Origin of the sequence: Flavobacterium algoriphilum (genome assembly GCF_048158655.1) — a bacterium.
Lineage (GTDB): Bacteria > Bacteroidota > Bacteroidia > Flavobacteriales > Flavobacteriaceae > Flavobacterium > Flavobacterium algoriphilum.
Genome location: NZ_JBLNKY010000003.1, coordinates 230634 through 257450 on the forward strand (window position 1 = coordinate 230634; position 26817 = coordinate 257450).

21 protein-coding genes, 1 tRNA gene and 1 pseudogene are annotated in these 26817 nt (G+C 33.3%); 9 read left to right on the forward strand and 14 right to left on the reverse strand.

From position 1 onward, the window contains the following. Positions 1 to 17: 17 nt before the first annotated feature. The 6 genes from uvrA to ACM55G_RS08080 all read right to left on the reverse strand — a co-directional run bounded on the left by uvrA (position 18) and on the right by ACM55G_RS08080 (position 9421). Entirely contained in the window at positions 18 to 2849 is a 2832-nt protein-coding gene (gene uvrA, locus ACM55G_RS08055; RefSeq protein ID WP_416843388.1) for an excinuclease ABC subunit UvrA, read from the reverse strand. A gap of 87 nt (positions 2850 to 2936) precedes the next feature. Then, positions 2937 to 4721 carry a chloride channel protein gene (locus ACM55G_RS08060; protein WP_416843389.1) on the reverse strand — a complete coding sequence of 595 codons (1785 nt, stop codon included), beginning with the start codon at positions 4719 to 4721 and terminating at the stop codon, positions 2937 to 2939. Between the two features lie 31 nt (positions 4722 to 4752). Then, positions 4753 to 5433, reverse strand: coding sequence for a DNA alkylation repair protein (locus tag ACM55G_RS08065; RefSeq protein ID WP_416843390.1), 681 nt, complete (start codon positions 5431 to 5433; stop codon positions 4753 to 4755). Between the two features lie 20 nt (positions 5434 to 5453). After that, complete coding sequence (gene ggt, locus ACM55G_RS08070) at positions 5454 to 7139, reverse strand: gamma-glutamyltransferase (RefSeq protein WP_416843391.1); 1686 nt, start codon at positions 7137 to 7139, stop codon at positions 5454 to 5456. 15 nt (positions 7140 to 7154) lie between these two features. After that, positions 7155 to 8840, reverse strand: a complete 1686-nt coding sequence (ggt, locus tag ACM55G_RS08075; protein ID WP_416843392.1) for a gamma-glutamyltransferase — start codon at positions 8838 to 8840, stop codon at positions 7155 to 7157. Further along, the gene (locus ACM55G_RS08080; protein WP_416843393.1) at positions 8837 to 9421 is read right to left on the reverse strand and encodes an acyl carrier protein phosphodiesterase; all 585 of its coding nucleotides are present in this window, start codon (positions 9419 to 9421) and stop codon (positions 8837 to 8839) included. Before ACM55G_RS08080 ends, ggt (ACM55G_RS08075) begins: the two co-directional genes overlap by 4 nt. A 119-nt stretch (positions 9422 to 9540) precedes the next feature. On the opposite strand from ACM55G_RS08080, the gene glmM reads away from it, so the two are divergent. Further along, on the forward strand, positions 9541 to 10929 hold the full coding sequence (glmM, locus tag ACM55G_RS08085; protein ID WP_416843395.1) for a phosphoglucosamine mutase: 1389 nt from the start codon (positions 9541 to 9543) through the stop codon (positions 10927 to 10929). A gap of 129 nt (positions 10930 to 11058) precedes the next feature. Here the strand turns inward: glmM and ACM55G_RS08090 are convergent, their stop codons facing one another. The 4 genes from ACM55G_RS08090 to ACM55G_RS08105 form a co-directional block, all read right to left on the reverse strand. Beyond that, entirely contained in the window at positions 11059 to 11544 is a 486-nt protein-coding gene (locus ACM55G_RS08090; RefSeq protein WP_416843396.1) for a cupin domain-containing protein, read from the reverse strand. Between the two features lie 704 nt (positions 11545 to 12248). Next, the gene (locus ACM55G_RS08095; RefSeq protein WP_416843397.1) at positions 12249 to 14786 is read right to left on the reverse strand and encodes a TonB-dependent receptor; all 2538 of its coding nucleotides are present in this window, start codon (positions 14784 to 14786) and stop codon (positions 12249 to 12251) included. After that, complete coding sequence (locus tag ACM55G_RS08100; protein ID WP_416843398.1) at positions 14773 to 15687, reverse strand: FecR family protein; 915 nt, start codon at positions 15685 to 15687, stop codon at positions 14773 to 14775. The genes ACM55G_RS08095 and ACM55G_RS08100 overlap by 14 nt, the downstream gene beginning before the upstream one ends. Before the next feature lie 59 nt (positions 15688 to 15746). Continuing rightward, the gene (locus tag ACM55G_RS08105; protein ID WP_416843399.1) at positions 15747 to 16262 is read right to left on the reverse strand and encodes an RNA polymerase sigma factor; all 516 of its coding nucleotides are present in this window, start codon (positions 16260 to 16262) and stop codon (positions 15747 to 15749) included. 258 nt (positions 16263 to 16520) lie between these two features. On the opposite strand from ACM55G_RS08105, the gene ACM55G_RS08110 reads away from it, so the two are divergent. The 3 genes from ACM55G_RS08110 to ACM55G_RS08120 all read left to right on the forward strand — a co-directional run bounded on the left by ACM55G_RS08110 (position 16521) and on the right by ACM55G_RS08120 (position 19036). Beyond that, the gene (locus ACM55G_RS08110) at positions 16521 to 17564 is read left to right on the forward strand and encodes a hypothetical protein (RefSeq protein ID WP_416843400.1); all 1044 of its coding nucleotides are present in this window, start codon (positions 16521 to 16523) and stop codon (positions 17562 to 17564) included. 87 nt (positions 17565 to 17651) lie between these two features. Beyond that, positions 17652 to 18425, forward strand: coding sequence for a membrane metalloprotease (locus ACM55G_RS08115; protein ID WP_416843401.1), 774 nt, complete (start codon positions 17652 to 17654; stop codon positions 18423 to 18425). Between the two features lie 29 nt (positions 18426 to 18454). Further along, on the forward strand, positions 18455 to 19036 hold the full coding sequence (locus ACM55G_RS08120; RefSeq protein WP_416843402.1) for a porin family protein: 582 nt from the start codon (positions 18455 to 18457) through the stop codon (positions 19034 to 19036). Between the two features lie 139 nt (positions 19037 to 19175). Here the strand turns inward: ACM55G_RS08120 and ACM55G_RS08125 are convergent, their stop codons facing one another. Next, a complete protein-coding gene (locus ACM55G_RS08125; RefSeq protein WP_416843403.1) occupies positions 19176 to 19769 on the reverse strand; it encodes a hypothetical protein in 594 nt (197 codons plus the stop codon). A gap of 179 nt (positions 19770 to 19948) precedes the next feature. On the opposite strand from ACM55G_RS08125, the gene ACM55G_RS08130 reads away from it, so the two are divergent. From ACM55G_RS08130 to ACM55G_RS08140, 3 genes are all read left to right on the forward strand, one after another. Continuing rightward, positions 19949 to 21436 (forward strand): aminotransferase class V-fold PLP-dependent enzyme, encoded by a 1488-nt coding sequence (locus ACM55G_RS08130; RefSeq protein WP_416843404.1) that lies wholly within the window; start codon positions 19949 to 19951, stop codon positions 21434 to 21436. Positions 21437 to 21750: 314 nt separating this feature from the next. Then, a complete protein-coding gene (locus ACM55G_RS08135; protein WP_416843405.1) occupies positions 21751 to 22524 on the forward strand; it encodes a helix-turn-helix domain-containing protein in 774 nt (257 codons plus the stop codon). Positions 22525 to 22605: 81 nt separating this feature from the next. Beyond that, the gene (locus ACM55G_RS08140; protein WP_416843406.1) at positions 22606 to 23157 is read left to right on the forward strand and encodes a carboxymuconolactone decarboxylase family protein; all 552 of its coding nucleotides are present in this window, start codon (positions 22606 to 22608) and stop codon (positions 23155 to 23157) included. Positions 23158 to 23658: 501 nt separating this feature from the next. Here the strand turns inward: ACM55G_RS08140 and ACM55G_RS08145 are convergent. After that, on the reverse strand, positions 23659 to 24528 hold the full coding sequence (locus ACM55G_RS08145) for a lysophospholipid acyltransferase family protein (RefSeq protein WP_416843407.1): 870 nt from the start codon (positions 24526 to 24528) through the stop codon (positions 23659 to 23661). Positions 24529 to 24644: 116 nt separating this feature from the next. Between ACM55G_RS08145 and ACM55G_RS08150 the strand changes: the two genes are divergently transcribed. Both ACM55G_RS08150 and ACM55G_RS08155 read left to right on the forward strand, forming a co-directional pair. After that, entirely contained in the window at positions 24645 to 25283 is a 639-nt protein-coding gene (locus ACM55G_RS08150; RefSeq protein WP_416843408.1) for a rhomboid family intramembrane serine protease, read from the forward strand. 54 nt (positions 25284 to 25337) lie between these two features. Beyond that, positions 25338 to 26030 carry an SIMPL domain-containing protein gene (locus ACM55G_RS08155; RefSeq protein WP_416843409.1) on the forward strand — a complete coding sequence of 231 codons (693 nt, stop codon included), beginning with the start codon at positions 25338 to 25340 and terminating at the stop codon, positions 26028 to 26030. 145 nt (positions 26031 to 26175) lie between these two features. Here the strand turns inward: ACM55G_RS08155 and ACM55G_RS08160 are convergent. Both ACM55G_RS08160 and ACM55G_RS08165 read right to left on the reverse strand, forming a co-directional pair. Then, positions 26176 to 26256 (reverse strand) — tRNA-Tyr (locus tag ACM55G_RS08160). Between the two features lie 174 nt (positions 26257 to 26430). Continuing rightward, positions 26431 to 26817: pseudogene (locus ACM55G_RS08165) on the reverse strand (peroxiredoxin family protein); the annotation flags it as partial.

Genomic DNA, 26817 nt, shown 5'->3' on the forward strand with positions numbered 1-26817 from the left:
GCTAGGGCTTTCAAATACTAAAGTAACTCTTTTTTCAAAAACTGCGCCGTATAACTCTTCTTAATTTTTATAATTTCTTCAGGCGTTCCTTTCGCAATGAGTTGTCCACCGCCTTTTCCACCTTCAGGGCCAATGTCGATGATGTAATCGGCAAGTTTAATTACGTCCATATTATGTTCGATAATCAATATCGTATTCCCTTTATCCACCAGTTTATTAATCACTTCCATCAATACTCTGATGTCCTCAAAATGCAATCCAGTTGTGGGTTCATCCAAAATATAAAAGGTGTTTCCGGTATCTTTTTTAGATAATTCTCCTGCTAGTTTGATGCGTTGGGCTTCACCGCCGGAAAGCGTCGTGCTTTGTTGGCCAAGCGTAATGTAGCCCAAACCAACATCCTGAATGGTTTTTACTTTTCTATAAATCTTCGGAATCATTTCAAAAAACGGAACCGCTTCATCCACCGTCATATTCAACACATCCGAAATGGATTTTCCTTTAAATCGAATCTCCAATGTTTCTCTATTAAAACGTTTCCCTTGACACGTTTCACATTCTACATACACATCAGGTAAAAAGTTCATTTCAATGGTTCGCACACCGGAACCTTGACAGGTTTCGCAGCGTCCGCCTTTCACATTAAAACTAAATCGTCCTGCTTTATATCCTCGAATCAGACTTTCTGAAGTCATCGTAAACAGGTTTCTGATTTCGGTAAAAACTTCGGTATATGTTGCTGGATTACTTCTTGGAGTTCTTCCAATCGGGCTTTGGTCAATATCAATCACTTTATCGATATGTTCTAATCCTTCAATTTTTTTATAAGGTTTTGGTTTTTTGACGCCGTTAAAATAATAGGCGTTCAAAATAGGGTAGAGCGTCTCATTAATCAAAGTTGATTTTCCACTTCCGGAAACTCCAGTCACGCAAATCATTTTGCCTAAAGGCAATTCTATCGAAACATTTTTCAAATTATTTCCTGTTGCTCCAGTCAGTTTCAGGAATTTTCCATTTCCCTCCCGACGTTTTGCAGGAACTTCAATTTTCATTTCACCGTTCATGTACATCGCTGTAATTGTATGATGTTTCAGAATTTCAGCAGGCGTTCCTTTACTGATTATTTCTCCTCCGTATTTTCCTGCTTTTGGACCAATGTCAATCACATAATCCGCACGTTCAATCATGTCTTTATCGTGTTCCACCACAATTACGGAGTTTCCGATATCTCGTAATTGTTCGAGAGAATGAATTAATTTATCATTGTCTCTTTGGTGTAAACCAATACTTGGCTCATCCAAAATGTACAAAACCCCAACCAACTGCGAACCAATTTGAGTAGCTAATCGAATGCGTTGTGCTTCACCACCTGAAAGTGATTTAGAGCTTCGGCTTAAAGCCAAATAATCCAAACCTACATTCATCAAAAAGTTTAATCGATCCTTAATCTCTTTGATAACTTCAGTGGCGATACGTTTTTGTTTATCTGATAAATGACTGTCAAGGTCATTGAACCAAGCTGTCAAATCCGAAATGTCCATATCGCACAATTCGGTTATATTTTTTTCATTGATTTTAAAGAACATCGCTTCTTTTTTCAAGCGGGAACCTTCGCAAACGGGACATTTTATTTCGTCCATGAATTCCTTCGCCCAACGTTTTATAGTTGTAGAGCCACTTTCGTCATGTTGGTTTTTGATAAAATGCGAAATCCCTTCAAAATCAATTTTGTATTCTCGTGCAACGCCTAAATCTTTGGAGTTGATGGTGAATTTTTCTTTTCCGCCATTCAAAATCATTTCCATTGCTTCCTGTGGAATGGTTTCTATGGCATCTGTCAGTTTGAAACCATATTTTTCGCCTATGATTTCTAATTGCTTAAAAATCCAAGAGGATTTATATTCTCCCAAAGGAGCAAAACCACCATTTTTTATGGATAATTTTGGGTTTGGAATAATCTTTTTTGTGTTTATTTCGTTTACCGTTCCCAAACCGTTGCAATGATCACAAGCGCCTTTTGGGGAATTGAAAGAGAATAAATTAGGCTCGGGATTTTGATAGGAAATTCCGGTAGAAGGACACATCAAATTCCTGCTAAAAAAACGGACTTCATTAGAATCTTGGTCCAAAACCATCAATACATTTTCCCCGTGATGCATCGCCGTGTTGATACTTTCAGTCAAACGTTTTTCGTTTTCTGGAGTATCGTCAATCACCATTCGGTCCACAACAATTTCTATATCGTGTGTTTTATAACGGTCTAATTTCATTCCTAAAGTAATGTCCAGGATATTATCATTTACGCGAACTTTAAGGAAACCTTGCTTGGCAATTTGTTGGAAAAGCTCGGCATAATGTCCTTTTCGAGCGCGAATAACTGGCGCTAAAATATTGATGCGTTTACCGGTAAAATCCTGAATAATCAAATCTTTGATTTGTTCATCATTATAACTCACCATTTTTTCGCCTGTATTGTAGCTGTATGCATCAGCACCACGAGCATAAAGTAAACGCAGGAAATCATAAATCTCTGTAATTGTTCCCACTGTGGAACGTGGACTTTTACTGGTTGTTTTTTGTTCAATGGCAATTACTGGAGAAAGTCCGTCGATTTTATCGACATCGGGACGTTCTAAACCACCCAGAAATTGCCGCGCATAAGCAGAAAAAGTTTCTACGTAACGGCGTTGCCCTTCGGCATAAATGGTATCGAAAGCTAAGGAGGATTTCCCAGAACCTGAAAGACCGGTAATTACGACCAGTTTTTCCCTAGGAATGGAAATATCTATATTTTTAAGATTGTGGACGCGAGCGCCTTGAACTTCAATGGTATTGTCTTTGTCTAACATAATTTTTGCAAAAAAGCAAAGTTACCATTTTGATTTATTCTTTCGATAGAACAGTTTAGAAGTTTATGTTAAAAGAAGTATTATAATTTATTCTATCGTCATTGATTTTAGTTTGGCTCTATAGGCTTCAAGAGCAATAGATTTGGAGATAAAACCATAATATTTACCCTCTTTGATTACGGGTAGAAAAACAACTTTCGCTTTTTCAAATTTATTCATTACGGTTTCCATACTATCCTCGGGGGATATTATTTCAACAGGCGGAATCATAACTTCTTTTATCAAGGTATATTTTACGCGATATGGGTTAAAAATAATTTCTCTAATGGTATTAAAATGTACGATACCTAATATTTCTCCGTCTTTATCAACCACAGCAAAAATAACTTGATTTGAATGTGAAATTAAATCAACTAATTTTTCTAGATTTTCATCTGGAGAAACGGTTAAATAATCCGTTTGAATAATGGAATTAGTATCTAATGTAGACAGTACGTTTGTATCTTTATTACTGGTAAAAGCATGGCCTTTTTTTGCTAAATTTTTCACGTCCATAGAATGTTTTTCAAATCGTTTAGAAATGGCAAAACTGATTGAAGCGACAATCATTAAAGGAATCATCAAGTTGTATCCTCCGGTAATTTCAGCAATTAAAAAAATTGCCGTTAGTGGCGCATGAAACAAACCGCTCAGAATCCCTGCCATTCCAACCATAGTGAAATTACTGATTGGCAATTTTGTTAATCCTGTAAGATTTAAAAATTTAGAAAAGAAAAACCCAACATAGGAGCCTAAAAATAGTGAGGGAGCAAAGTTCCCTCCATTACCCCCACAACCCAGCGTAATTCCTGTGGCGAAAACTTTTAGCATCATTGTTACACCAACAAAAGCCAAAAGGGCCCAACTGTTATTTCTAAATCCATCAAAGAGTGTATTTTCTAATAATTGCCCAGGATCATTTTCTGATAATGTTTTAATACTTTCGTATCCTTCTCCAAAAAGTGTAGGGAAAATAAAAATTAGAATTGCCAAAACAGAAGCCCCAAGGAATGCTTTTTTGTAACTAGAAAATTTAAGTTGTTCAAAAAAATGTTCTACTCTCTCAAAATTTCTGGAGTAATAAACAGAAATAAATCCAGTGAATAATCCTAAAAGAACATAAAAAGGAATGTTATTATAGTTAAAAATTTCTTGCTGTTTAAAAGATAATAAAATGGTCTCGTCTAAAGCTATAACAGAGACTAATGCACCAGTCGCAGCTGCAATCATTATGGGAGTAAATGCTGAAATACTTACATCGACCAACAGAACTTCAATAGCAAACAGAACTCCTGCAATAGGAGCATTAAAAGCTGCAGCAATACCAGCGGCAACACCACAGCCAATGAGGAGCGTTCGGTCTTTATAACTTAATTTATATTTCTGAGCATAATTGGATCCAAAAGCGGCACCGGTAATTACAATAGGGCTTTCTAAACCTGCCGAACCTCCTAAACCAACTGTAAGCGAGCTAGTTATTATTTGAGCATACATTTGTTTTTTTGGAATAATACTCGCTTTTTTGGCAACGGCATATAAAATTTGTGAAGTGCCTTTCTCAATAGTGCCACCTAAAACTCTTTTGACAACAAAAACGGTAAGCAAAATTCCAATGATTGGTAAAATACTGTTGATGAACCCCAATTTCAAAATTCCACTTACATAAGTGGCGAAAGAAAATACCCAATGCGCAAAAGTTTTTAAAACGATAACGGCAAAGGCCGCAGAAATGCCAACTAATACAGAGGACAAAAAGATAAACTGCTTTGGCGTCAACATAGATTGCGCAAAAGCTATTATGGTTTCTAATTTTGATAAATATTTTTTGAACATTATAATTTTTTAAAGGGGTGCAAAACTACTACTATTTTAAGGGCAACAAAATATTTTTTAATGCTTCTTTTGTACTTAATGGTTTTAAATCACTGTTTAGAACAAAATCCTTCACTTCTTCAGGATTTGTTTTTGCATATTCCCGTAATGCCCAGCCAATTGCTTTTTGAATAAAAAATTCCTTAGAATGAGCTTGGTTCAAACATTCTGAAAATAAAAAAGTAGCTTTCGTTTTTTGTTTGTAACCCAATTGAAATAAAATAGCACTTCGGTTCAACCACATATTCTCTGAATTTGAAAATCGTTCCATTACATTTTTTGTTTCCAATTGAAATTCCAATAAATATTCTCCTAAAATATATTTCGCAATTGTATCCACACTATCCCACCATGAATTTTTCTCTATCAGTTTTTCAATCAGTTGAATGTCTTCTTTTTTATAATTTCCTTTAAGTTCTTTTATCAAAACTTCAATGGCGCAATAATGAAATTCCCGTTCTTGTTTAGAATATAACGCAACTGCAATTTCTCTAGCGTTTGCTGCAACTTCTTGTTTGTTTTCTTTCCAAATTTCCTTAAAAATGCGTCTTCTGTCGTCTGTTTTTATTCCAAAAAAAGGGAAGTTGTTTTTCATGTATTTTGCCATAGACAAAGCATTTTCCGGATTCTTATTTTGTTTAAAAGCGTTTTCTAAGGCAATTATAAAGTTCATAAATTTTGATTTCAATTCTTTTAAAAACCCACCGCTTTATCATCTCCTCTAAAATCAGCGCCACCTTCCAGTTTTTTATTTGGTAAAACCAAAATAGCATCCACTTTACCTATTATGGGTGTAGTTTTTTCGTTGATAAGATATCCTTTTGATTTCAAGGTTTCAAAGGTTTTAGTGTTGAAAGTTTTAGGCTCAAAAGTGATTAAATCCGGTAACCATTGGTGGTGAAAACGAGGCGCATTTACTGCTTCCTGCATACTCAAACTATACTCATAAACATTTAATATTGTTTGTAATACTGATGTGATTATCGTAGAACCGCCAGGGGAACCCACAACCATAAATAATTTGCCTTTTTTCTCTACAATAGTTGGAGTCATAGAACTTAACATTCGTTTTTGTGGTGCAATACTATTGGCTTCATTTCCCATTAATCCAAACATATTAGGTTCACCTGGTTTTGCACTGAAATCATCCATTTCATTGTTTAGAAAAAAGCCCAATTCATCACAATAATATTTAGAACCATAGCCGTCGTTTAATGTTGTAGTTGATGAAACCGCATTGCCAAATTGATCCACAATAGAATAATGGGTAGTCTCCATACTTTCATTATAATTTACTTTTCCTTCTTTTATATCCGATGATAAAGTGGCTTTTTCAAAACTAAAATTCGACATTCTTTGTTTCAAATAATTATCAGCCATTAATGCTTTCAATGGAATTTTTACAAAATCAGGATCACCCAGATAATAACTTCTGTCGGCATAGGCTCTTCTTTCAGCTTCTACAATAACTTGAATGGCTTCTGTTGAATTATGTCCCATTTTAGCCAAATCATAAGGTGCTATCATTTTGAATATTTCAGCCAGACATATTCCGCCACTGCTAGGAGGAGGCATAGAAATCACCTTTAGATCTTTATAATCAAAAGTGAGTGGCGTTCTCCATTTGGCTTCGTATTGAGCCAAATCTTCCAAAGTGATAATAGCTCCTTTTTCGTGCAGGTAATTAACTAAAGTTTTAGCGGTTTCCCCTTTGTAAAATTCATCTCTGCCATTTTTTGAAATCCTTTTCAATGTAGCAGCCAGCGCAGGATATTTTATAACATCATTTTCTTTAAAAGCAGTTGCAAATAGCGTTTTGTCACCATTAACTTTTATAATTTTAGCTCTATAAGCAGCCAATCGGTCTTCTTGTTTTTTGGTAACAGTAACTCCTCTTTCGGCTAATGCAATCACCGGTTTCAGGATTTCTTCAATAGGCAATGAACCCAGTTTTTCATGAACAGCAAAAACGCCGGCGATGGTTCCGGGAACTCCTATAGCTAGCGGAGATTCAGTACTTTTTCCTTTTATAACATTTCCTTTTTCGTCAAGGAACATATCTTTAGTGGCTGCTAATGGTGCTTTTTCTCGATAATCCAATGAACCAATTTCGCCGTTAGCTTTTCGATACACCATAAAACCGCCACCGCCAAGATTTCCTGCAAATGGGTAAGCCACTGCAAGAGCCAATTCGGTTGCAACCATCGCATCAAAAGCATTGCCTCCTTTTCTCATAATTTCAACTCCAATTTTTGAAGCTTCTTCACGTGCCGAAACTACCATTGCTTCATTAGCTACTAGTCCTGTGGGATTAACCATAACATTTTGGGTTTTACAACCAATAGAAAGAACACTCAATAGAATAATAATTTTTTTCATTCGAATACTATAAATTTAAAAACCAACGGCTTTATTATCACCTCTTTTATCTGCACCGCCTTCCAATTTTCCATTAGGTAAAATTAAGACAGCATCAACTTCACCAATGATTTCTTTGTTCTTTTCATTGATGAAATATCCTTTTTTCTTTAAGTTTTCCAATACATCCTTAGAGAAATAATTTGGTTCAAAAGTAATTTCATCGGGTAACCATTGATGATGAAAACGAGGTGCGTTTACCGCTTCTTGCATGCTCATATTAAATTCATATACATTTAATATTGTCTGTAAAACCGATGTAATTATTGTTGAACCCCCAGGTGTACCGACCACCATGAAAAGTTTATCGTCTTTTTCGACAATCGTTGGCGACATGGAACTTAACATTCTTTTTCCGGGAGCAATACTGTTGGCTTCACTTCCAGTCAATCCGTATAAATTTGGAACTCCTGGTTTGGCACTGAAATCATCCATTTGATTATTCAAAAAGAAACCCAATTCGTCGCAATATATTTTAGAACCATAGTTATCATTTAATGTGGTCGTTGCCGAAACTGCATTTCCAGCAGCATCCACAATGGAGTAGTGAGTAGTTTGCTTGCTTTCATATCCTTTAATTTCTCCACGGGCAATATCAGAAGATTTAGAAGCTTTATCGAATGAAAAAGAACTCATTCTTTTTTCTAAATAAGTCGCATCTACTAATTCTTTTAGTGGAAGTTTTATAAAATCAGGATCACCCAAAAAATAATTCCTGTCGGCGTACGCTCTTCGTTCTGCTTCTGTAATCACTTGAATCGTTTTTAGGCTGTTGTGTCCCAATCTCGAAAGATTGAAAGGCTCGATCATTTTCATAATTTGATTCAAACAAATACCGCCGCTACTGGGAGGCGACATTGAGGTGATTTTTAATTTTTTATATTGAAAGGTAATTGGAGTTCTCCATTTGGCATTATAACGGTTAAAATCTTCTAATGTAGCATTTCCGGCTTTTTTAGCAAGAAAAGAGATTAATTTTTGAGCTGTTTCTCCTTTGTAGAATTCATCACGACCGTTTTTTGCAATTCTTTTTAATGTTGCTGCTAAAGCGAGGTATTTGATCGTATCATTTTCTTTATATGCTTTGGAAAACAAACTATTTTTACCATTACTTTTTATAAAGGAATCCCTATAATACGCCAAACTTTCGGCTTGAAATTTAGTGACAACAACGCCTCTTTCTGCCAAGGCAATTACAGGTTTCAGAATTTCACTTATGGGTAAAGAGCCATATTTTTTGTGTACTTCAAATATTCCTGCAATGGTGCCTGGAATTCCAGATGCCAAAGCAGTAGCGGTACTTTTTCCTTCAATTACATTTCCTTTTTCGTCCAGAAACATATCTTTAGATGCGGCAAAAGGTGCTTTTTCTCTGTAATCGATAGCTCCGGTTTCGCCATTGGCTTTTCTGAAAACCATGAAACCGCCACCACCAATATTTCCTGCCTGTGGATGTGAAACCGCCAAAGCCAGTTCAGTCGCTACCATAGCGTCAAAAGCGTTTCCACCTTTTTTCATGATTTCAACTCCAATTTGTGAAGCTTCTTCCCGTGCCGAAACGACCATGGCTTTTGAAGTTACTAAACCAGTTGGTTTGACTGTTTTTTCATTTGATTTGCAACCCAAAACGGCAAAGGTCAGTAAGAATAGTATTTTTTTCATATAGTGATTATTTTAGTATTCGAAAATTGGATTAATTCTTGAAAAAAATCAGTGAACTCTATTTCAAATTCCGCATAAAATTCCGAAAGCTCATTGGTAGCAAACCGCATTTTAGATTCGTTTTTGGTACGTTGATCCATTTGTGTCAAAATTCGATTAATTCCTTCAATCGTTTGATAACTAACGAGCCAATTTTGCTCAATCATATAAGGCATTATTTCTTTGGTTCTTTCAGATAGAATCGAGATATTGTCTTGTAAAGATTGATAAAACCTTGCTACAAATTCTTCCAATTTCTCATCAGAATAAGTGTTCCAGTTTTTTGCCAAAAAGTGATCATAAAAAACATCTACAATCACTCCGGCGTAATGATGGTAATTTTGATGAAGTTTTTTAGTACTTTGTCTAAAAATGTGATGTGCATCGGTAAAAGTGTCAATGGCACGATGCAGGATGATTCCTTTTTGAATTTCTAAAGGATAACTCTCAAAATGTTTTCCACGAATTCCGTCGGCCATGAAATTGCCAATTTTGATTAAATTATTATCGCCGGAAAGATAGATGTGTGCTAGAAAATTCATTCGCCTAATTTAGGAATTTAAATGATGAATTTTGAATTCTAAATGACTTTTATAAACCGTCAATTATTATATTTGTGAGCAATTTAAAATTTATATTTCAAAAATTAAAATAATAATCAATGACTTTAATAAAATCAATATCAGGAATTCGGGGAACAATAGGAGGTAAAGTAGGTGATAATCTTACACCAGTTGATGCGGTTAAATTTGCTTCGGCGTATGGAACTTGGTTGAAAAAATATATTGGTAAAGAAAAAATTACTGTTGTTGTAGGTCGTGATGCTCGTATTTCGGGACCCATGATTCACAATTTGGTGGTGAATACATTGATTGGTTTAGGAATAGACGTAATTGATTTGGGACTTTCTACAACACCAACTGTTGAAGTTGCTGTTCCATTAGAAAAAGCCGAAGGTGGAATTATCCTTACTGCTTCTCACAATCCAAAACAATGGAATGCCTTGAAATTATTGAATGAAAAAGGAGAATTCCTGAATGGAGAAGAAGGGCTTAAAATTCTTGAAATTGCTGAGGCGGAAGCTTTCGATTTCTCGGATGTGGATGATTTAGGCGCTATTATGATTAACGATGCGTATATGGATATTCATATTGATGAAGTCTTGAATTTACCATTAGTGGATGTGGATGCAGTAAAAGCAGCTAAATTCAAAGTGGTGGTGGATGGTGTAAATTCTTCAGGAGGGATTATTATCCCAAGATTACTGGAATTAATGGGCGTGGAAGTAGTCGAATTATATTGTGAACCAAACGGACATTTTCCTCATAATCCGGAACCTTTAAAAGAACACTTAACTGATATTTCGGAATTGGTTGTCAAAGAAAAAGCGGATTTAGGTATCGTGGTTGATCCCGATGTGGATCGTTTGGCTTTCATTTGCGAAAATGGTGAAATGTTTGGTGAAGAATATACCTTGGTGGCTTGTGCGGATTATGTTTTGAGTAAAACACCAGGAAACACCGTGTCAAATATGTCGTCTTCTCGTGCTTTGCGTGATGTGACAAATGCGCATAACGGAAACTACGAAGCCAGTGCCGTAGGTGAGGTGAATGTTGTGGAATTGATGAAGAAGAATAATGCGGTGATAGGCGGTGAAGGAAACGGCGGAATCATTTATCCGGAATTGCATTACGGTCGCGATAGTTTGGTGGGAGTGGCGTTGTTTTTAACGCATTTGGCCAACAAAAAAATGACTGTTTCTGCTTTGCGTGCTTCGTATCCTGAATATTACATGAGCAAAAACAAAATTGAATTGACGCCACAAATTGATGTTGATGCGATTCTTGTTGCTATGACGGAGAAATACAAAAATGAAGATATTACCACTATTGATGGAGTAAAAATTGATTTTGCTGAAAATTGGGTTCATCTTAGAAAATCGAATACAGAACCAATCATTCGTATATATACCGAAGCGGCTTCACAAGAAAAAGCAGATGCTTTGGCATTACGAATCATTGATGAAATAAAAGCAGTTGCTGGGATATAATTCAGCAGTTTTATATAAAAGAACCCTCTCGAAATAAAATTTGAAAGGGTTCTAAATTTATGAGTACTCTTTTTATCTAAAGAGCACTTTTTGTTTTTAATAAATTACTTTTCATTTCCTGATATAAATTCATTTCTTATTTCTTGGGTCATCGGCAAGATTGACATAAGCGATTCCCCAAGGTCCCATCCCATGTACTTGAATAACGCATGCTTCTTTGGTGAAAAAATAATGTTGAGTGCCAGTTTTCATCACCACAAATCCTCCTGTTGACATTTTTGTTGCTGTTTTTTCGTCAAATTTATCTCCTATTCCCATATAACATGATCCTTCAAGAACGGTAATATGTTGATCGGCTGGATGACAATGCGGCATTATCGTATAATTGGCTGGAATTTTTGCGCGCATCGTAAATAATTCTGCTGCGCCAGGGTTGCCTCCTATTACTGCTATTTGGGACCCTGGTGGCAAACCTCGAGGCGCAGCTGTCCAATTAATCTCATTGGCCACAATGATATGATTGCCGGCCATTTTCATGTTTTGTGCCTGAACTTGCCCAACTATGAAGAAAATACCTAATACTATCAAGATTGCTGTTTTTTGTATTGCTTTCATTTCATTGTTATTTTAAGATTTTTTTTTAAGAAAGTTCGATTTGGGATTAAGAACTAAAAGACAAATTGGACCATTATTCCAAACCTTTTGGATTTTGAACTATTATTTTTTTCATATTTGCCATTTTTTATTCTACTACCCCCGTTTTTTTTATTGGCTGCTGGTCTCCACTTTTATGGGTAATAATTATCGATTGGTTAGTTCTAGGTTTTAAACTTTTCCATGATAGTAGTGCTTAAGTGTATTATTATATTCTGTTTAATGAATTAAAAGAAAAGAATTTTATAAAGAACATTTGGATTGAATATACTCTTGAACACATTTCAAATCTAATATTTTTAGATAACAAAAAGCTAAACAAAAATACGATTATTAAAAATTTAATATATTGATTGTTAGGTAAATGTGTTTATTTTTTTTGATTTAATTACTTTAGATAAAAAAAGTATTATTAAAACATTGTTAAGTAAAATGTTTCTATAAGAGTAAATGGAAAATTAATGAAACAAAGTGATTTTTCAATTAAAAAACGAAGCTTGAATTTATCTCAAAATTAAGTCAGTAATAACTTATTTAGAACTGTTTTATAATTGAAGAAAACATATTCAGAAAACGTATAAAAACCGCAAGGTTATGATTTAATCTGACAGATAATTAAAGGTTGAAAAGACAGCACTGTAAATCAACTCACGTTAAAATAAATATTAAAAATTCACTCTAAAACTTATATTTGGCGTTAAGCCAAGTGATTTATTATCTACTTGAACGGCATCATTCGAGTCATTTGGATTGACTTTGTAATACCGATTGATACCATTATCTTGATTGGTAGTGTTAATTACACCAGCAGTAAAGGATGCTTTAATTGATTCTGACAGATTGAAATTGTAATTTAAAGAAGCATCTAAACGCATGAAATCATTTAAATTTTCTTTATTAGGTAAATCATAGTTCACCACGGTATTATTGCCGTTTTGTATGGTTTCGTTTCCTTCAATTGGTTTTGTATACGGCTGACCATTTCTCCAAATACCACCAACTGCTATTTTTAGATTTTTAAGAATATTGTAATAAAAACCAAGTGATACAGAATGCCTTATATCTACATTATTGGGAAAGGTTGAAGGTGCAAAAGTATCAAATTCATAGTCGTTTGTACTAAACGTGTAACTTACCCAAACACTGTAATGATGAGCCGTTTTATTGGCTAAAAATTCCAAACCTTTTGCTGTATAACTCCCGTGAGCATTACTAAACTGAAAGCTGTTATAGAAACCTTGATTGGAAGCCGTAATACCATCTACAAGTTTATAAAACCCTTTAGCCTCAATATTCAGTTTGTTTTTATTGAACTCCACACCAAAAGAGCCTTGTTTACTCGTTGCAATTGGGATGTCTTTATCGTTGACTAAAACCCAGCGTCTTTTTTCGACCCCTAAGAAATCATCTTCAAAATCCACGATTTGAGTAGTAGATTGATTTTTAAATTCTCCTTCTAATTTTAAAGCAAATTGATCTGATAATTTTTGTCGAATGTTTATTCTTGGTTCAACCAAAAGCTTTTCAAATTTTTGAAAATAATTCAAACGCAATCCAACTCTAAAATAGGTATTATTCTTATTGTATTCCACCTCAGAAAATAAGGCATGATTTAATAAAACATCTTTTTTAGTGCTAGAGTAAAACGGAGCACTAACGGTGGTTTGATTTAACATTCCCGTTTCATTGAATTGGTAACCCAATAAGAAATTTAAATTGTCATTAGTTTTGTAATGTGTATTTAATTTTACTCCAGTTTCCAAAACTTCATTAGCTTCGGTTAAGCGCTGATCTGTTTCCACTCTGTAATCCGCAGCGTCAATATTGTATCTGGAAAAGTAAGTGATGAAGTTTGAACTTAATTTTGAATTCCATTGTGCTTTCCAATTTCCTCCGTAACCAATGTTTTTCTGGGATAAAGTACTGGTTTTAGATTGGGTTTCATTTGAATTTGTAATGCGGCTTTCTGAATAATCCAAAGCGTTATTGATGCCAATAATATTTGCTCTGAATTGATGTTTTTCATTCAAATCGAAAAGTAATTTAGCGGTATAATCATAAAAGTAAAAATCAGAAGACGTATTATTCTGGTCACTATCTGCATTGATTTCAGTATCTTGAAAACTACGGTCAAAGTATTTAGTGTAGGTAGGAGATTTATACAAATCAGTAATCGAACGACGTCCTGAAATATGAAGTTCTAATTTTTTAGTTATTGGAATTTCTAAAAAGGCATCAGTACTAATCAAGTTAATTCCTCCGCCACCAGAAAAGGTATTGGTTAGCAGATCTTTCGTGTACATATTGATAGTACTGGAAACACCTTCACTGTATTCAGCACTTGTTCCGTTTTTACTAACGATTACTTTGTTAGTAAGATTAGGATTATAAGCAGATATCAACCCGAAGAAATGACCGGAATGATACATTTTTATATTATCCCAAAGCACTAAATTCTGATCGTTAGTTCCGCCGCGCACGTTAATGTTAGCAATACTTTCATTAGTACTTTCAACACCGGGAAGCGCTTGAATGGATTGCAAAATATCAGGTTCTATTAATCCGGGAAGAATGCCGAATTTTTTAGTGTTTAAAACGGTACTTCCATCCAGGTATTTTTGTAATCCGGGTGTTAAATAAACATTTATCAGGACCTGATTTAACTCCTCTTTTTTTGTTGAAAGAACAATTTCTTTGCAATTATTTTGTGCTGAAAACAATTCGTTAGCTGAAAACTGCCTGGATTCAAAACCCAGAAAGGAAATGGTTAACGTTGCATTTATGGGTATATTTTGTAAATTGAATTTACCATTTTCATTTGTAATTGCCTTTCTTCCGATGTCATTTACAACTACTGAAGCTCCAATAAGAGGAGATTTTTTTTCGTTGGATAAAACAATGCCGCAAACGGATATTGTTTTGTTTATCACCGATACGGTAACATATCGATTGTCTAAAGCTTTGAAATTTAAAAGTGTTTTCGAGTTTAAATAAGCTATTGTTTCTTGTAATGTAAATAAAATATTCGGTTTTTCAATTGTAACAGCAGCTACATCTTCAACTGCATACGAAAACTTAATGCTAAATTTTTTTTCGACGGAAATAATAACCTCGGTTAAAGGAATTTTATTAGGTGTATTTTGTCCATAAGAAATACTTCCAATACAAAGTAATAAATAAACCAGCCATTTATTTAACATCATAGTTGTAAAATATAACGGTTTTGCCTTCGATTCTATAACTTAATTGAAGCGGAATTGTAATCGCTTGAAGCGCTATTTTTTTATTGGTATTAGTAAAACTTCCCGTAAACAGTTTTGAAGTATCTACATCTTCCACTTTAATTTTTATTTCATATTGACGCTCCAGTTCTGCAATAACTTGATCTAATGGAATCTTATTAAAACTTGATTCTTGTTGTATCCACGAAGGATTTTGGGCATTAAAATCTTCAACATTTTCAATAGTACCATTTATAACTCGGAAGGTTTTACCAGGAGGTAATTTAACGGTTTCATTATTGTAAGTCACACTCACCAAGCCTTCGTAACAATGAACTTCAAAATAGTTTTTACGTTCTTTTACATTAAATTGAGTTCCTAAAACTTTAACAACTCCTGCAGCTGTGTTTACACTAAAAGTTTGTCCTTTTTGTACCTTAAAATAAGCTTCTCCTTCTAAAGTTAAAGCTCTTTTATCAGCCCATTTTTTTTCGTTAAAAGTTAATTTTGAAGCGGAGTTTAATATCACTTCAGAATTGTCCGGTAGTGTAACCGTTTTTGTTTGCGCTATTTGGGTTTCAAAAGATTTGGTGTTGTTAAAAAACAAAAAATAGGCTGAGGTTAACATAACAACCAAAACGGCAGCAACGCTGTAGAATGTTTTGAAGTTTAAAGTTCTGACTTTTGTTTTCTTTTTAGAATGGTTTCTGGCTTTAAAAGCTTCCAAGGCAGCGTGAGCATCTACTTTTGGGGCTTCCAATTGTGATGCATAATGAGCAATTTTTTCATGTGTATCAAAACCTTCAGATTGTTTTAAATCTTCAATTTCTTTGCTTGAAAGCTCATTGTTGAACCATTTTAATATCTCTTTTTCGTTTTTCATTTTATATCTCTATGTTTATAAGACAACTAACTTTTAAATTACCCTATAGCTAAATGTAATTATATATTTTCTATTTGGGCTCTTAATAGTTGCAGCGCACCGGACATCCTTTTTTCTACGGTTTTTTGGGAAATATCAAGCAGTTCAGCTATTTCTCTGTACTTTTTTCCGTCGATTCGATTCATTAAAAATACTTCTCGTTGCACGTCACTTAATGATGCGATAGCTTTTGTGAGTTTTTGTTTGAATTCCTCTTCTTCGAATAAATATTCGGGACTTTGATTATTGGTGTCTAAATTTGGAGCGTCTTTGGCGTAGCTCAATACTACTTTTTGATGCTTTATGTTATTTAGAAATAAATTATTGATACTGGTAAATAAATACGTTTTTACTTTACTAAAGTCAATTTTGGAACAATTCTCCCAAATTTTGGTAAATGCATCTTGAACCAAATCTAATGCAGCTTCGTCATCACCACATTTGTAATAAGCAAAATTATTTGCTAATTGCACATGCTTTAGATAAAAATCTCTAAAGTGATTTTCGTTACAAAGTTTACTGTTATCGTCGCTCATTTAGTATTAATTCATTTTTGTAGGTTGTAAAAGTAAATTATTTTTTCAAAAAGCAATTGAGTTAATTAGAATTGGTTTTTTATAAAAATTTTATAAAAATTAGTTTGCTGATTTGTAGTATTTTAGGAATTTATTTGTAAAATTTTATATTTTTTTTAAAAATTTTAGTAGGGTAAAAAGAAAGCGAGTTGTCTTACTAATAGAAAGGCGTTAAAAACATCGCTTGTAAATATAAAAAATACATTAAATTTGAAAATTATGAAAAAATTAAAAATTGTTACAGGAATTGCATTGATGGCCATCTTAGGATTTACATCATGTCAAAGTGAAGTTGATGACGTACAAGGAGAAAATCCAAATACAAATTCAGCGAACTCCACTACAACAAGTAATCTGAAACGTACTTCGATGTACGATGGTACATTTGATGATTTCTTGGATGGAGCATCATGTTCTTCTATTGTATTGCCGGCATCAGCCAGAGTAAATGGGATTCAGGTTTCTATTCTAAGTCAATTGAATTACCAACAAGTTATTACTATTTTAGGACAGTCTAATAATGATCAAGATACTGTTGTATTTCAATTTCCTTTAAAAGTTAAATTAAGTAATTATACAGAAGCCACCGTTACTAATCAAACCGAATATAATGCGATTCTTAATGCGTGTACATCAGCTGAAGCTTCTGGTCAGGATGCTATTTCTTCGGTAAATATCAGCTTTCCAATTACAATTTTAACGTATAATTTAAGTTTACAACAAACAGGAAGTATTGTCATCACATCCGAACAACAATTATATACGTATGTGTCTAATGTAAGTAGTGCAGAATTATATTCGGTGAAATATCCAATTTCAGTTACAATTGCCGATGGAACGAAAACAACTGTTTCAAGTGATGCGGAATTGCAATCAAATATAGACGCATCGCTAAAAACTGAAGCAACAATGGCGGCAGCGGTTGAAAATTCAAAAAAATTAGAAATTATTTTAGTTAATGGAAAATTTAAAGTAGATTCTTTTGTAAGCGCAGGAGTTAACTCAGCAACAAATTATAAAGATTTTACGGTAGATTTTGCAAATAATTTATCGGTAACAGCAATAAATCTATTGGGTACAACTGTGAATGGTACTTATGCGGTAAGCTCGGAATTAGATGTTTTGCTAAAACTAAATTTTACTGGAAACGCTACGTTTACGTCATTAAATAATAATTGGAAAGTAACAAGTTTTACTGCTTCGACAATCACATTGCAAAGTTCTACTAATGCAGCAGTAACATTAGTATTAAAACAAATATAGCTAGATTTAAGTTGGTAGTTTAGTAAGAACAGCTGCCTAAAATAGTGTAGCTGTTTTTATATAAATAACATAATAATAAAGATAATAATGAAAAAAGTACTTACGCTGCTGACTATAGGTTTATTCCTTTCAGTAGTATCCTGTTCAAAAGATGATCCCATAGATAACTCAGTTGCACTAAATCCGAATACGAATAAACAGCAAACAGGAAGTTCTTCGAATGATTTATTATCGGATAAAAAGTTCAAGAGCATGGTTATTGAAGTGGTGTATGTAGCCGGTTTTGAACCAAGCAGTACAGCAATTAATAATTTTGTAAACTTTCTTACAGCTAGAACATACAAACCAAACGGTATTAATGTTATAAAGCGGTCTATACCATCGCCAGGAAATTCGCCTTATACCAATGAGGAGATTGTAAGTATTGAAGATGCTAAGAGAACTAAATACAACACTTCGGATCAAATAGCGGTTTGGGCATTTTTTGCAGATGGAAAATCTTCGAAGGATACTGATACTTCTGTTATTCTTGGAACGGCATATAGAAATACTTCTTTTGTTATTTATGAACAAACTATTCAAGGTTTAAGCGACAGTCCATTTAAACCCAACAGAAGTGTATTAGAAACAACCGTAATCACCCATGAATTTGGACATATTCTTGGATTGACAAACCTTGGCACAGCCTTACAAAGCAATCACGAAGATATAGAACATCCAAAACATTGTATTGAAAAAACGTGTTTGATGTATTGGTCTTCAGAAACAGGAGGCGGTATTTCGAATATGGTTTCCGGAGGTTCAGCACCACAATTGGATGCACAATGTATTGCAGATCTACGTGCCAATGGAGGAAAGTAAAATTTAAATAATAGTATAATATGAAAGAGATGATAACAAAATTTTTAACAATAGCTTTATTCTTTGGAATAGCCTCAACAATAAGTGCGCAGGAAAGTACTACCCATAAATCGAATGGTGGGATAAAAGGAGGCTATAATTTAGCAGCCGTAAGTTTTGATGGTGAAGGAGAGACAGAACAGCGACATAGTTTTCATGTAGGAATTTATGGCGAGTCATTTATAAGTGAAATCTTTTCTATTCAACCTGAATTGTCTTATTCTCAACAAGGATATGTAATTACAAATAGCAATGGCACTTTTACCCAAAAGCTAAATTATATCAATTTACCACTGATGCTTAAAGCCTATCCATCTCAAAATTTCTTTTTGGAAGCAGGACCCCAAATTGGTTTGGCAGTATCACATAAAGAAGAATATGATGGACTTTTTAGTAGCTCACAGCAGTACGATCCGAATAGTTTTGATTGGGGAGTTAATTTTGGAGGAGGTTTTAAAACTGATTCTGGAGTAAGTTTAGGCGTGCGTTATCATTTAGGTTTGGGTGATTTGTACGATGATGGAAAAGCCCAAAATAGAGTTTGGCAGTTTTCAGTAGGGTTCGATTTATAACCTTAAAATTATCCGATTGTAAATCTAAATAAAATAAATAAACCCCTTTCAGAATGAAGTACTTCGAAAGGGGTTTATTTATTTTATTTGGATTAGCTGTATTTTTAATTTAAATTAATTAGATGAACAGGTTGTTATTTTATAATTCAGACTCTATTTTGGGGATGTGTTTGATACTTTCCAGATATAACTCGATGTTAATTTTTAATTTATTAATACGAGAATATTCATTTCCACTAACAATGATGTAAAGTGCGGTTAGCGCACAAATTATGTAAATAACCACTCCTGATGTTGCGAGAAGATTGAAGGATATTACAGTAAGAATGATACTAAATAATAGGCCAAATATTTTTAATGAATTTTTAGGATTTGATTGGACAGTATTAATTTCAATAATTTCAGGTAATTGTTGCAATAATGAATTAATTTCGGGTTCATAAATTTCATTTTTTTTCAAATCAGCAATCAAATCTTCAACAGTTTTTATTTTCTTGTTTTTAGAATATAGGTAAGGGAATATCTCATTGATGAAATTTTGATTTCTTAAATCTTGAATATTTCCAATCAACATTTTAACTTCATTGGGTAAATCTTTTCTGACGGCGATTTCCTTTTTTAAAGCACTAAAGGTTATTGTTGTTAATGAATCAACATTTTTATAAATATATTGAGTTAATTCTTCTTCAGAGAAGGAATGTAATTTTTCCTGTAGAATGATATTGTCATCCATGATAAAATGTGGTATTAATTTATGAAAGAGAATACAAAAGTATTTCCTTTGTTTAACATTATTTTACGGGAAACCTCAAAGAAATGAAATTATTAAAAGTAATTCACTTTCAGAAATAACAAACTGCTACATTCTCAATTTCATAAAATAATAATACCTTTGAGTTAAATTAAATTGCAATGACTACAATCGAAACGCCAACACAATTAGAACTTTACTTCCAAAAGTTTCGTCAGAATATAATAGGGATTAATCAAGATTTTGAATCTCCATACGGAAAAAAACAAATTATTTATACGGATTGGACAGCTAGTGGTCGGTTGTATCGTCCTATTGAGGAAAAGTTGATGAATGAGTTTGGTCCTTTTGTGGCCAATACTCATACTGAAACTACGGTTTCCGGAACAGCAATGACCAAAGCGTACCATCAGGCACGAAACATTATTAAAAAGCATGTAAATGCTAATAATGAGGATGTTTTGATTAATGATGGCACTGGAATGACTGGAGTTGTCAATAAATTCCAACGAATTTTAGGATTAAAAATACCAGAAAACCTAAAGGATTTCATTAATATTCCTGCTGAAAAGAAACCGATTGTCTTTATTTCGCACATGGAACACCATTCCAATCAGACTTCTTGGTTGGAAACTATTGCCGATGTTGTCGTTATTCCATCAAGTGAAGATGGATTATTTAGTATTCAAAATCTGGAAGTTTTATTAGAAAAATATAAAGAAAGAAGTTTTAAAATCGCTTCCATAACGTCTTGTTCTAATGTTACCGGAATTAGAACACCTTATCATGAAGTCGCTAAAATGATGCATCAACATATCGGACTTTGCTTTGTAGATTTTGCCTGTTCAGGGCCCTATGTAAAAATAGACATGCATCCAGAAGATCCCGAAAGTTATTTGGACGCAATTTTCTTTTCACCTCATAAATTCCTGGGGGGACCGGGAACTTCTGGCGTTTTAGTTTTTAATAAAAAATTATATCAAAACTTGATTCCAGATAATCCGGGAGGAGGAACGGTAAGCTGGACAAATCCTTGGGGCGAACACAAATACATTGATAATATTGAAGATAGGGAAGATGGTGGGACACCAGGTTTTCTTCAGGTGATAAAAACCGCTTTGGTGATCCAATTGAAGGAGCAAATGGGAATTGAAAATATTTTAAAAAGGGAACATGAAATCGTTACTATTGTTTTCGAATCTCTGGGGAATATCCCAAATATTAAAATTCTAGCGGGTCAGCATCGCGATAGGTTAGGAGTAATTTCTTTTTTTATAGAAGACTTACATTTCAATTTAGGTGTAAAGGTATTGAATGATAGATTCGGAATCCAAACTCGTGGCGGTTGCAGTTGTGCGGGTACTTATGGCCATTTTTTATTGCATGTTGATCAGGAAACTTCCCATAAATTAATTGATGAAATTACTCTGGGAGATTTAGTAAGAAAACCGGGTTGGATTAGAATGTCTGTTCATCCTACAACTACAAATGCTGAAATTGAATTTGTTTGTAACGGAATAAAAGCATTGGCTGAAAACCATAAAACTTGGGCTTTGGATTATGATTATAATTCGGCTACAAATGAGTTTGTAAATAAGAACGCACAACCGTTAGAAGATGAAATGATTAAAAACTGGTTTTCTTTATAAGACTAAACGTTTATTTCTTTAGTTTTTTTAGATTATCATATAACAAAGGTAATTTGTATAAAAAAGTATTATAAATATATGCGTCAGCATGTTACGAATTTAACTAGATAGGATAAAATTCCATTTTAAGCTTGTAAAAGCCTATAGTTTTTTAACTTAAATAAAAAAGGCTAATTTTGTAGTTGAAATTTTCTGAAGTCAATAACGACAACTAATACAAAATAATGATACTCTTTAGAAAACAATATGAATTATTTGGAAAAATCATTTTTGAGAAAGTGATTATTGAAGCCCCTTTTAAAATACCAAATCCAATGCCAGATGAAGCTTGCTTTATTTACATGGTGGAAGGCCAAATTAAGTATGAAATTGAAGATAGAAGCATAACTATTCCAGTTAACGATGCTGTAATGTTAAAATGTGGTAATTATTTTAGCCAAATTAGAAATAGTACAACATCAAAAAATAACCAGATTGTTATTGTTCATTTTCATCCTGAAATCCTAAAAAAAATTTATGATACGGATTTACCTAAGATTTTTCAAGAGCCAGCGAAAAGAGATCTAAGTGTGAGTTTAGGAAAAATCAATAATGATTTTTTAATACAAAAATACATTGAAGGCATGTTGTTTTACTTCGATAATCCAAAGCTTATTAATGAGGATATTTTGGTCATAAAGTTAAAAGAGATCATTTTGTTATTGTGTCAGACAAAAAATGCTCCTGTAATTCAGCAAATTTTATCTCAACTTTTTTCTCCTACAAGTTACTCTTTTAAACAAGTTATTGAGAATAATTTATTTTCCCACTTTACCACCGATGAATTTGCTCAAATGACAAATCTTAGCCTTTCTTCTTTTAAAAGAGAATTCAAAAAAAATTATAATGATAGTCCTGCGAATTATATTCGGAATAAAAAGCTAGAAAAAGCAGCGGATCTTTTATTGATTTCTGAAGAGAGAATAACGGATATTGCTTTTGACTGCGGTTTTAACGATTTAGCGAATTTTTCCAATCTCTTTCATGATAAATTTAATTGTGCTCCTTCAGCGTATCGATTGAACCAAATATGCAAATTATTGAACTAATTACAAAAGTTTTTCGACCTATTCAAATTACCTTTGTAATGTTAGATAGCACTGCCGTTATTTAATTTAAAAAATAAAAAAATGGCACATTTAAAATTAGAAAACAATTCAATTTCTCCAATCTCACAGGAAATTTTTGATAAAACGCAAAAAGGTTTAGGTTTTATTCCTAATATGTACACAAAAATGGGACAAAATCCTGCTTTGTTGGATTCCTATATTTATTCTTACAATAGTTTCAGAGCTAATTCAGGTTTTAATTCTGTGGAGCAGGAAGTTATTTTTTTATCAGTAGCCTTTGAGAATAACTGTGAGTACTGCGTTGCAGCTCATAGTTTTATTGCGGATAAAATGTCAAAAGTTCCAACTGAAGTTACAGACGCAATCCGTGATGGAAAACATGTTCCGGATGTAAAATTAGCAGCATTGTCCACACTAACAAGAATCCTTACTTCAACACGTGGTAATGCTGCACAATCAGACGTAGATTCTTTTTTAGCAGCTGGATACGAAGAGGTGCATGTATTAGGTATTATTGCGGGAATTGCAGTAAAATTAATGAGTAATTACTCCAATCACATTACTAACGCTGAAGTTGATACAGCTTTTGCAGGTAGAGTTTGGAATAAATAAATAAACCAACCTTATATTTTTTTAACAATTAAAACCAATAGAGATTAATTTCTTTGTTGGTTTTTTTTGGCAGTAGTTACAGTCTAAAAAATACAGTAATGAAAGTTAGAAATATAAAGGGATCAATAATTACAATTTTTATACTTTTCAGTCCTATTTACGTTAGGTGCTAACACTATTTTGATTTCTGATGGAACAGGAATTACAGGCGTTGCTATAAATTATAAAGAACCTTAGATTTAAAAGTGGCCGAAGATTTAAAATATTTTATCATTATTCCAGCCCAAAATAAACCAATTGTTTTTATTTTGTAGATGGAATACAATTCCATTCAAACTTTTTGGTTAAAAACTATTGTTTCTTTGGAAGACGATTTTTTGCGGTATTCCGTGTTTCTTCAGGTGATAAAAACCGCATTATCTATTTAGTTAAAAAAGCATATAGTATTAACGTTATTGTTTATACTATGTGATTTTTTTGCTTGATACCGAGAACTGAAAACTATTTTCTGTGTTTCCATCTTTTATGAGTCCAGAAATAATATTCCGGAGCTTCACGAATTTGTTTTTCAACTTCCTTAATATAAGTATGTGTAATTCCAAAATCAGGAATTGACTTAGGATTATCACTAATAGGAATTATAGTAAGTTCATAATAACCTCTTTTTAACTTCTTTACTTTTGCAAAAACAACAGTCATATCATGTTTTTTTGCTAACATTTCGGGACCGGTATGAACCGGTACTTCAATACCCATGAAGCTATCCCAATGAAATATCCGGTCTGCTTTTGGGGATTGATCACTGGCTAAACCATACACACAATGAATATTATTTTTTTGATTACTTGAAATTAATGGAATTGTTTTATTGGTTGGAACTAATTCAGTATTGTATTTTGATCGGATATCTCTAACGAGTTTATCAAAATATTTATTGGCTAATTGTTTATACACAGCGACACCTTGAAAAGTTATTTTTTGGTTCATGGTAATTAACCATTCCCAACTTGCATAATGGGACGCTATAAGCATAATACTTTTTCCCTTCTTTTCGTATTCCTTAATAACTTCTATATTTGTTATTACAAATCTCTTATTCATTTCTTCAGATGAAATAGTCATGGTTTTTATCATTTCCATAAACATATCGCATAAATGGTGATAGGATTTTTTCTCGATAATAAGACGTTCTTCTTTATTAAGATGAGGTAAAGCCATCGCTAGATTTTCTCGAACCACTTGCTTTCGATACCCAATTATATAATATACTAGAAAGTAAACCACATCGGATAACCAATAAAAAACACGAAATGGGAGCATAGAAACAATCCAAAGAAAGGGGTAAGCAATAATAAAAATAAGAAATTGCATGCAGTAATTTTTTTTTGCAAATATAATGCAAAAATAGACAGCGAGTTAAATTTTGACTAGTTACTGTGTCTGCATTTGAGAATGACTATATTTACAATTCACAATAAACACACTTTATGAATACCTTTTTAATAGCAATAATTGTTGTAAATGTTTTAATTAGTTACAAGGGATTTAATGATCTTGTCTTTTTTAGAAAATATGAATTTCATGTCGGAAGTATTCGTGCTGGCGAACAAATAAGAATGTTATCGTCCGGTTTTCTTCATGCGGATTTACCCCATCTGATTTTTAACATGTTGACACTTTATTTTTTTGCACCTGTTGTTATTGGATTTTTGGGTGCTATATCCTTTGTATTGATTTATTTTGGAAGTCTGGTTTTTGGGAGTTTGTTGACAATGCTTTTCCATAGAGATCAATATAATTATAGAGCTGTTGGAGCATCGGGAGCCGTAACCGGAGTTTTATATTCGGCAATATTATTACAACCGGATATGATGTTGGGTATCTTTTTTGTAATTCCAATTCCTGCTTATCTTTTTGGAATCCTGTATTTATTGTATTCTATTTATGGAATGAAAACTAAGAATGATAATATTGGTCATACTGCTCATTTTGGAGGTGCTGTTGGTGGTTATTTGATAACACTTATCAAAGAGCCTCAATTATTCGTAGATCACACTTTAATGGTCATATTATTGGCAATTCCCATAGTTATTCTTTTTGTGATGGAAAAAATGGGAAAACTATAATGGCATAACTTTTGAAAGAGAATTACAACAAAAAACAATTAAATCGGTATCAAAATGAAAAAAGCATTACTATTACTATCGATCATGTTCCTGTCTATGTCATATGCACAAGAAATGAAACAAGTTCCTCAAATTAGTGTAAATGGAGAAGGCAAAGTAAAAGTTGTTCCGGATCAAGCTACAATAGTCGCAACTATTGAAACAAAAGGGAATAATGCCAAAGAGGTTAAAAAACAAAATGACCAAAAGATCGAAGCAGTATTAAGGTTTATAAAGAAAATGAACTTAGATCCTGCTGATTATAAAACGCAACGTGTTTCCCTAAATCCAGAATACGATTATGAAAAAAAGAAACACAATTATAATGCAACTCAGACTATCGAAATTCTATTGAAAGATTTATCAAAATATGATGAATTGATGGAAGGGCTAGTAGATGAAGGAATCAATAGAATTGATAATGTAACCTTTCAATCTTCAAAATTGGCGCAATATCAATCTGATGCTAGAAAACTAGCGATGAAAGAGGCTAAATTAAAAGCGGAGGACTATGTTTTAGTTTTAGGACAAAAAGTGGGTCGTGCGATGACGATATCGGATAATTCACAAACGTTTTATCCACAGCCGATTCGATATGCTGCCATGAAAACAATGGAAATGAGTGATGCTGTAGTACCCAGAGAAACGCTTGCAGTGGGAGAAATCAATATTACGGCTAACGTAAGTGTGAGTTTTATTTTAGAATAATAAAATAAAATTATAAATAGAAAATCCCGTCTCACTTTTTTAGAAAGGGGCGGGATTTTTTTTATAATAAATCAAGAAGATTCACATTCATGTAAGGCTATTATTTTGCATAAAAAAAGCTCCTCAATTTCTTGAAGAGCTTTAGTGGGGAGAGCAGGATTCGAACCTGCGAAGTTTACACAGCAGATTTACAGTCTGCCCTCGTTGGCCGCTTGAGTATCTCCCCAAGACTCAACAAGCATTGCTTATTGTTGCTAACCGGGTGCAAATATATAAACTGTTTTGAAGTTTCCAAACTATATTTGCACTTAATTTTAGTATTATTTTTAAAGTATTGGTATTGAATAAAATAAAAAAATCTCCACTAGGGAGATTTTTTGTTTTATTTGATTTAAGTACCTTATTTTGCTAAAAGCGCGATAATTTTTGCTCTTAATTCGTCGCCTCTTAAATCTTTTGCTACTATATTTCCTGATGCATCAAGAATAAAAGTTGCCGGAATAGATTGAACTTTATATTGTGCAGCTATTGGCTCATCCCAAAATTTTAAATTAGAAACATGGTTCCAAGTCAATTTGTCTTTTGCAATTGCTTCTTTCCAAGCTTTAGCATCTTTATCTAAAGAAACGCCAACAATGTTAAGCCCTTTAGCATGTAACTCTTTGTAAATTGCCACTACGTTTGGATTTTCTTTGCGACATGGTCCACACCAAGAAGCCCAAAAATCAACAATTGTAACTTTTCCCAAACATTCTTTCAGAGAAATTACTTTCCCTTCAGGATTAGG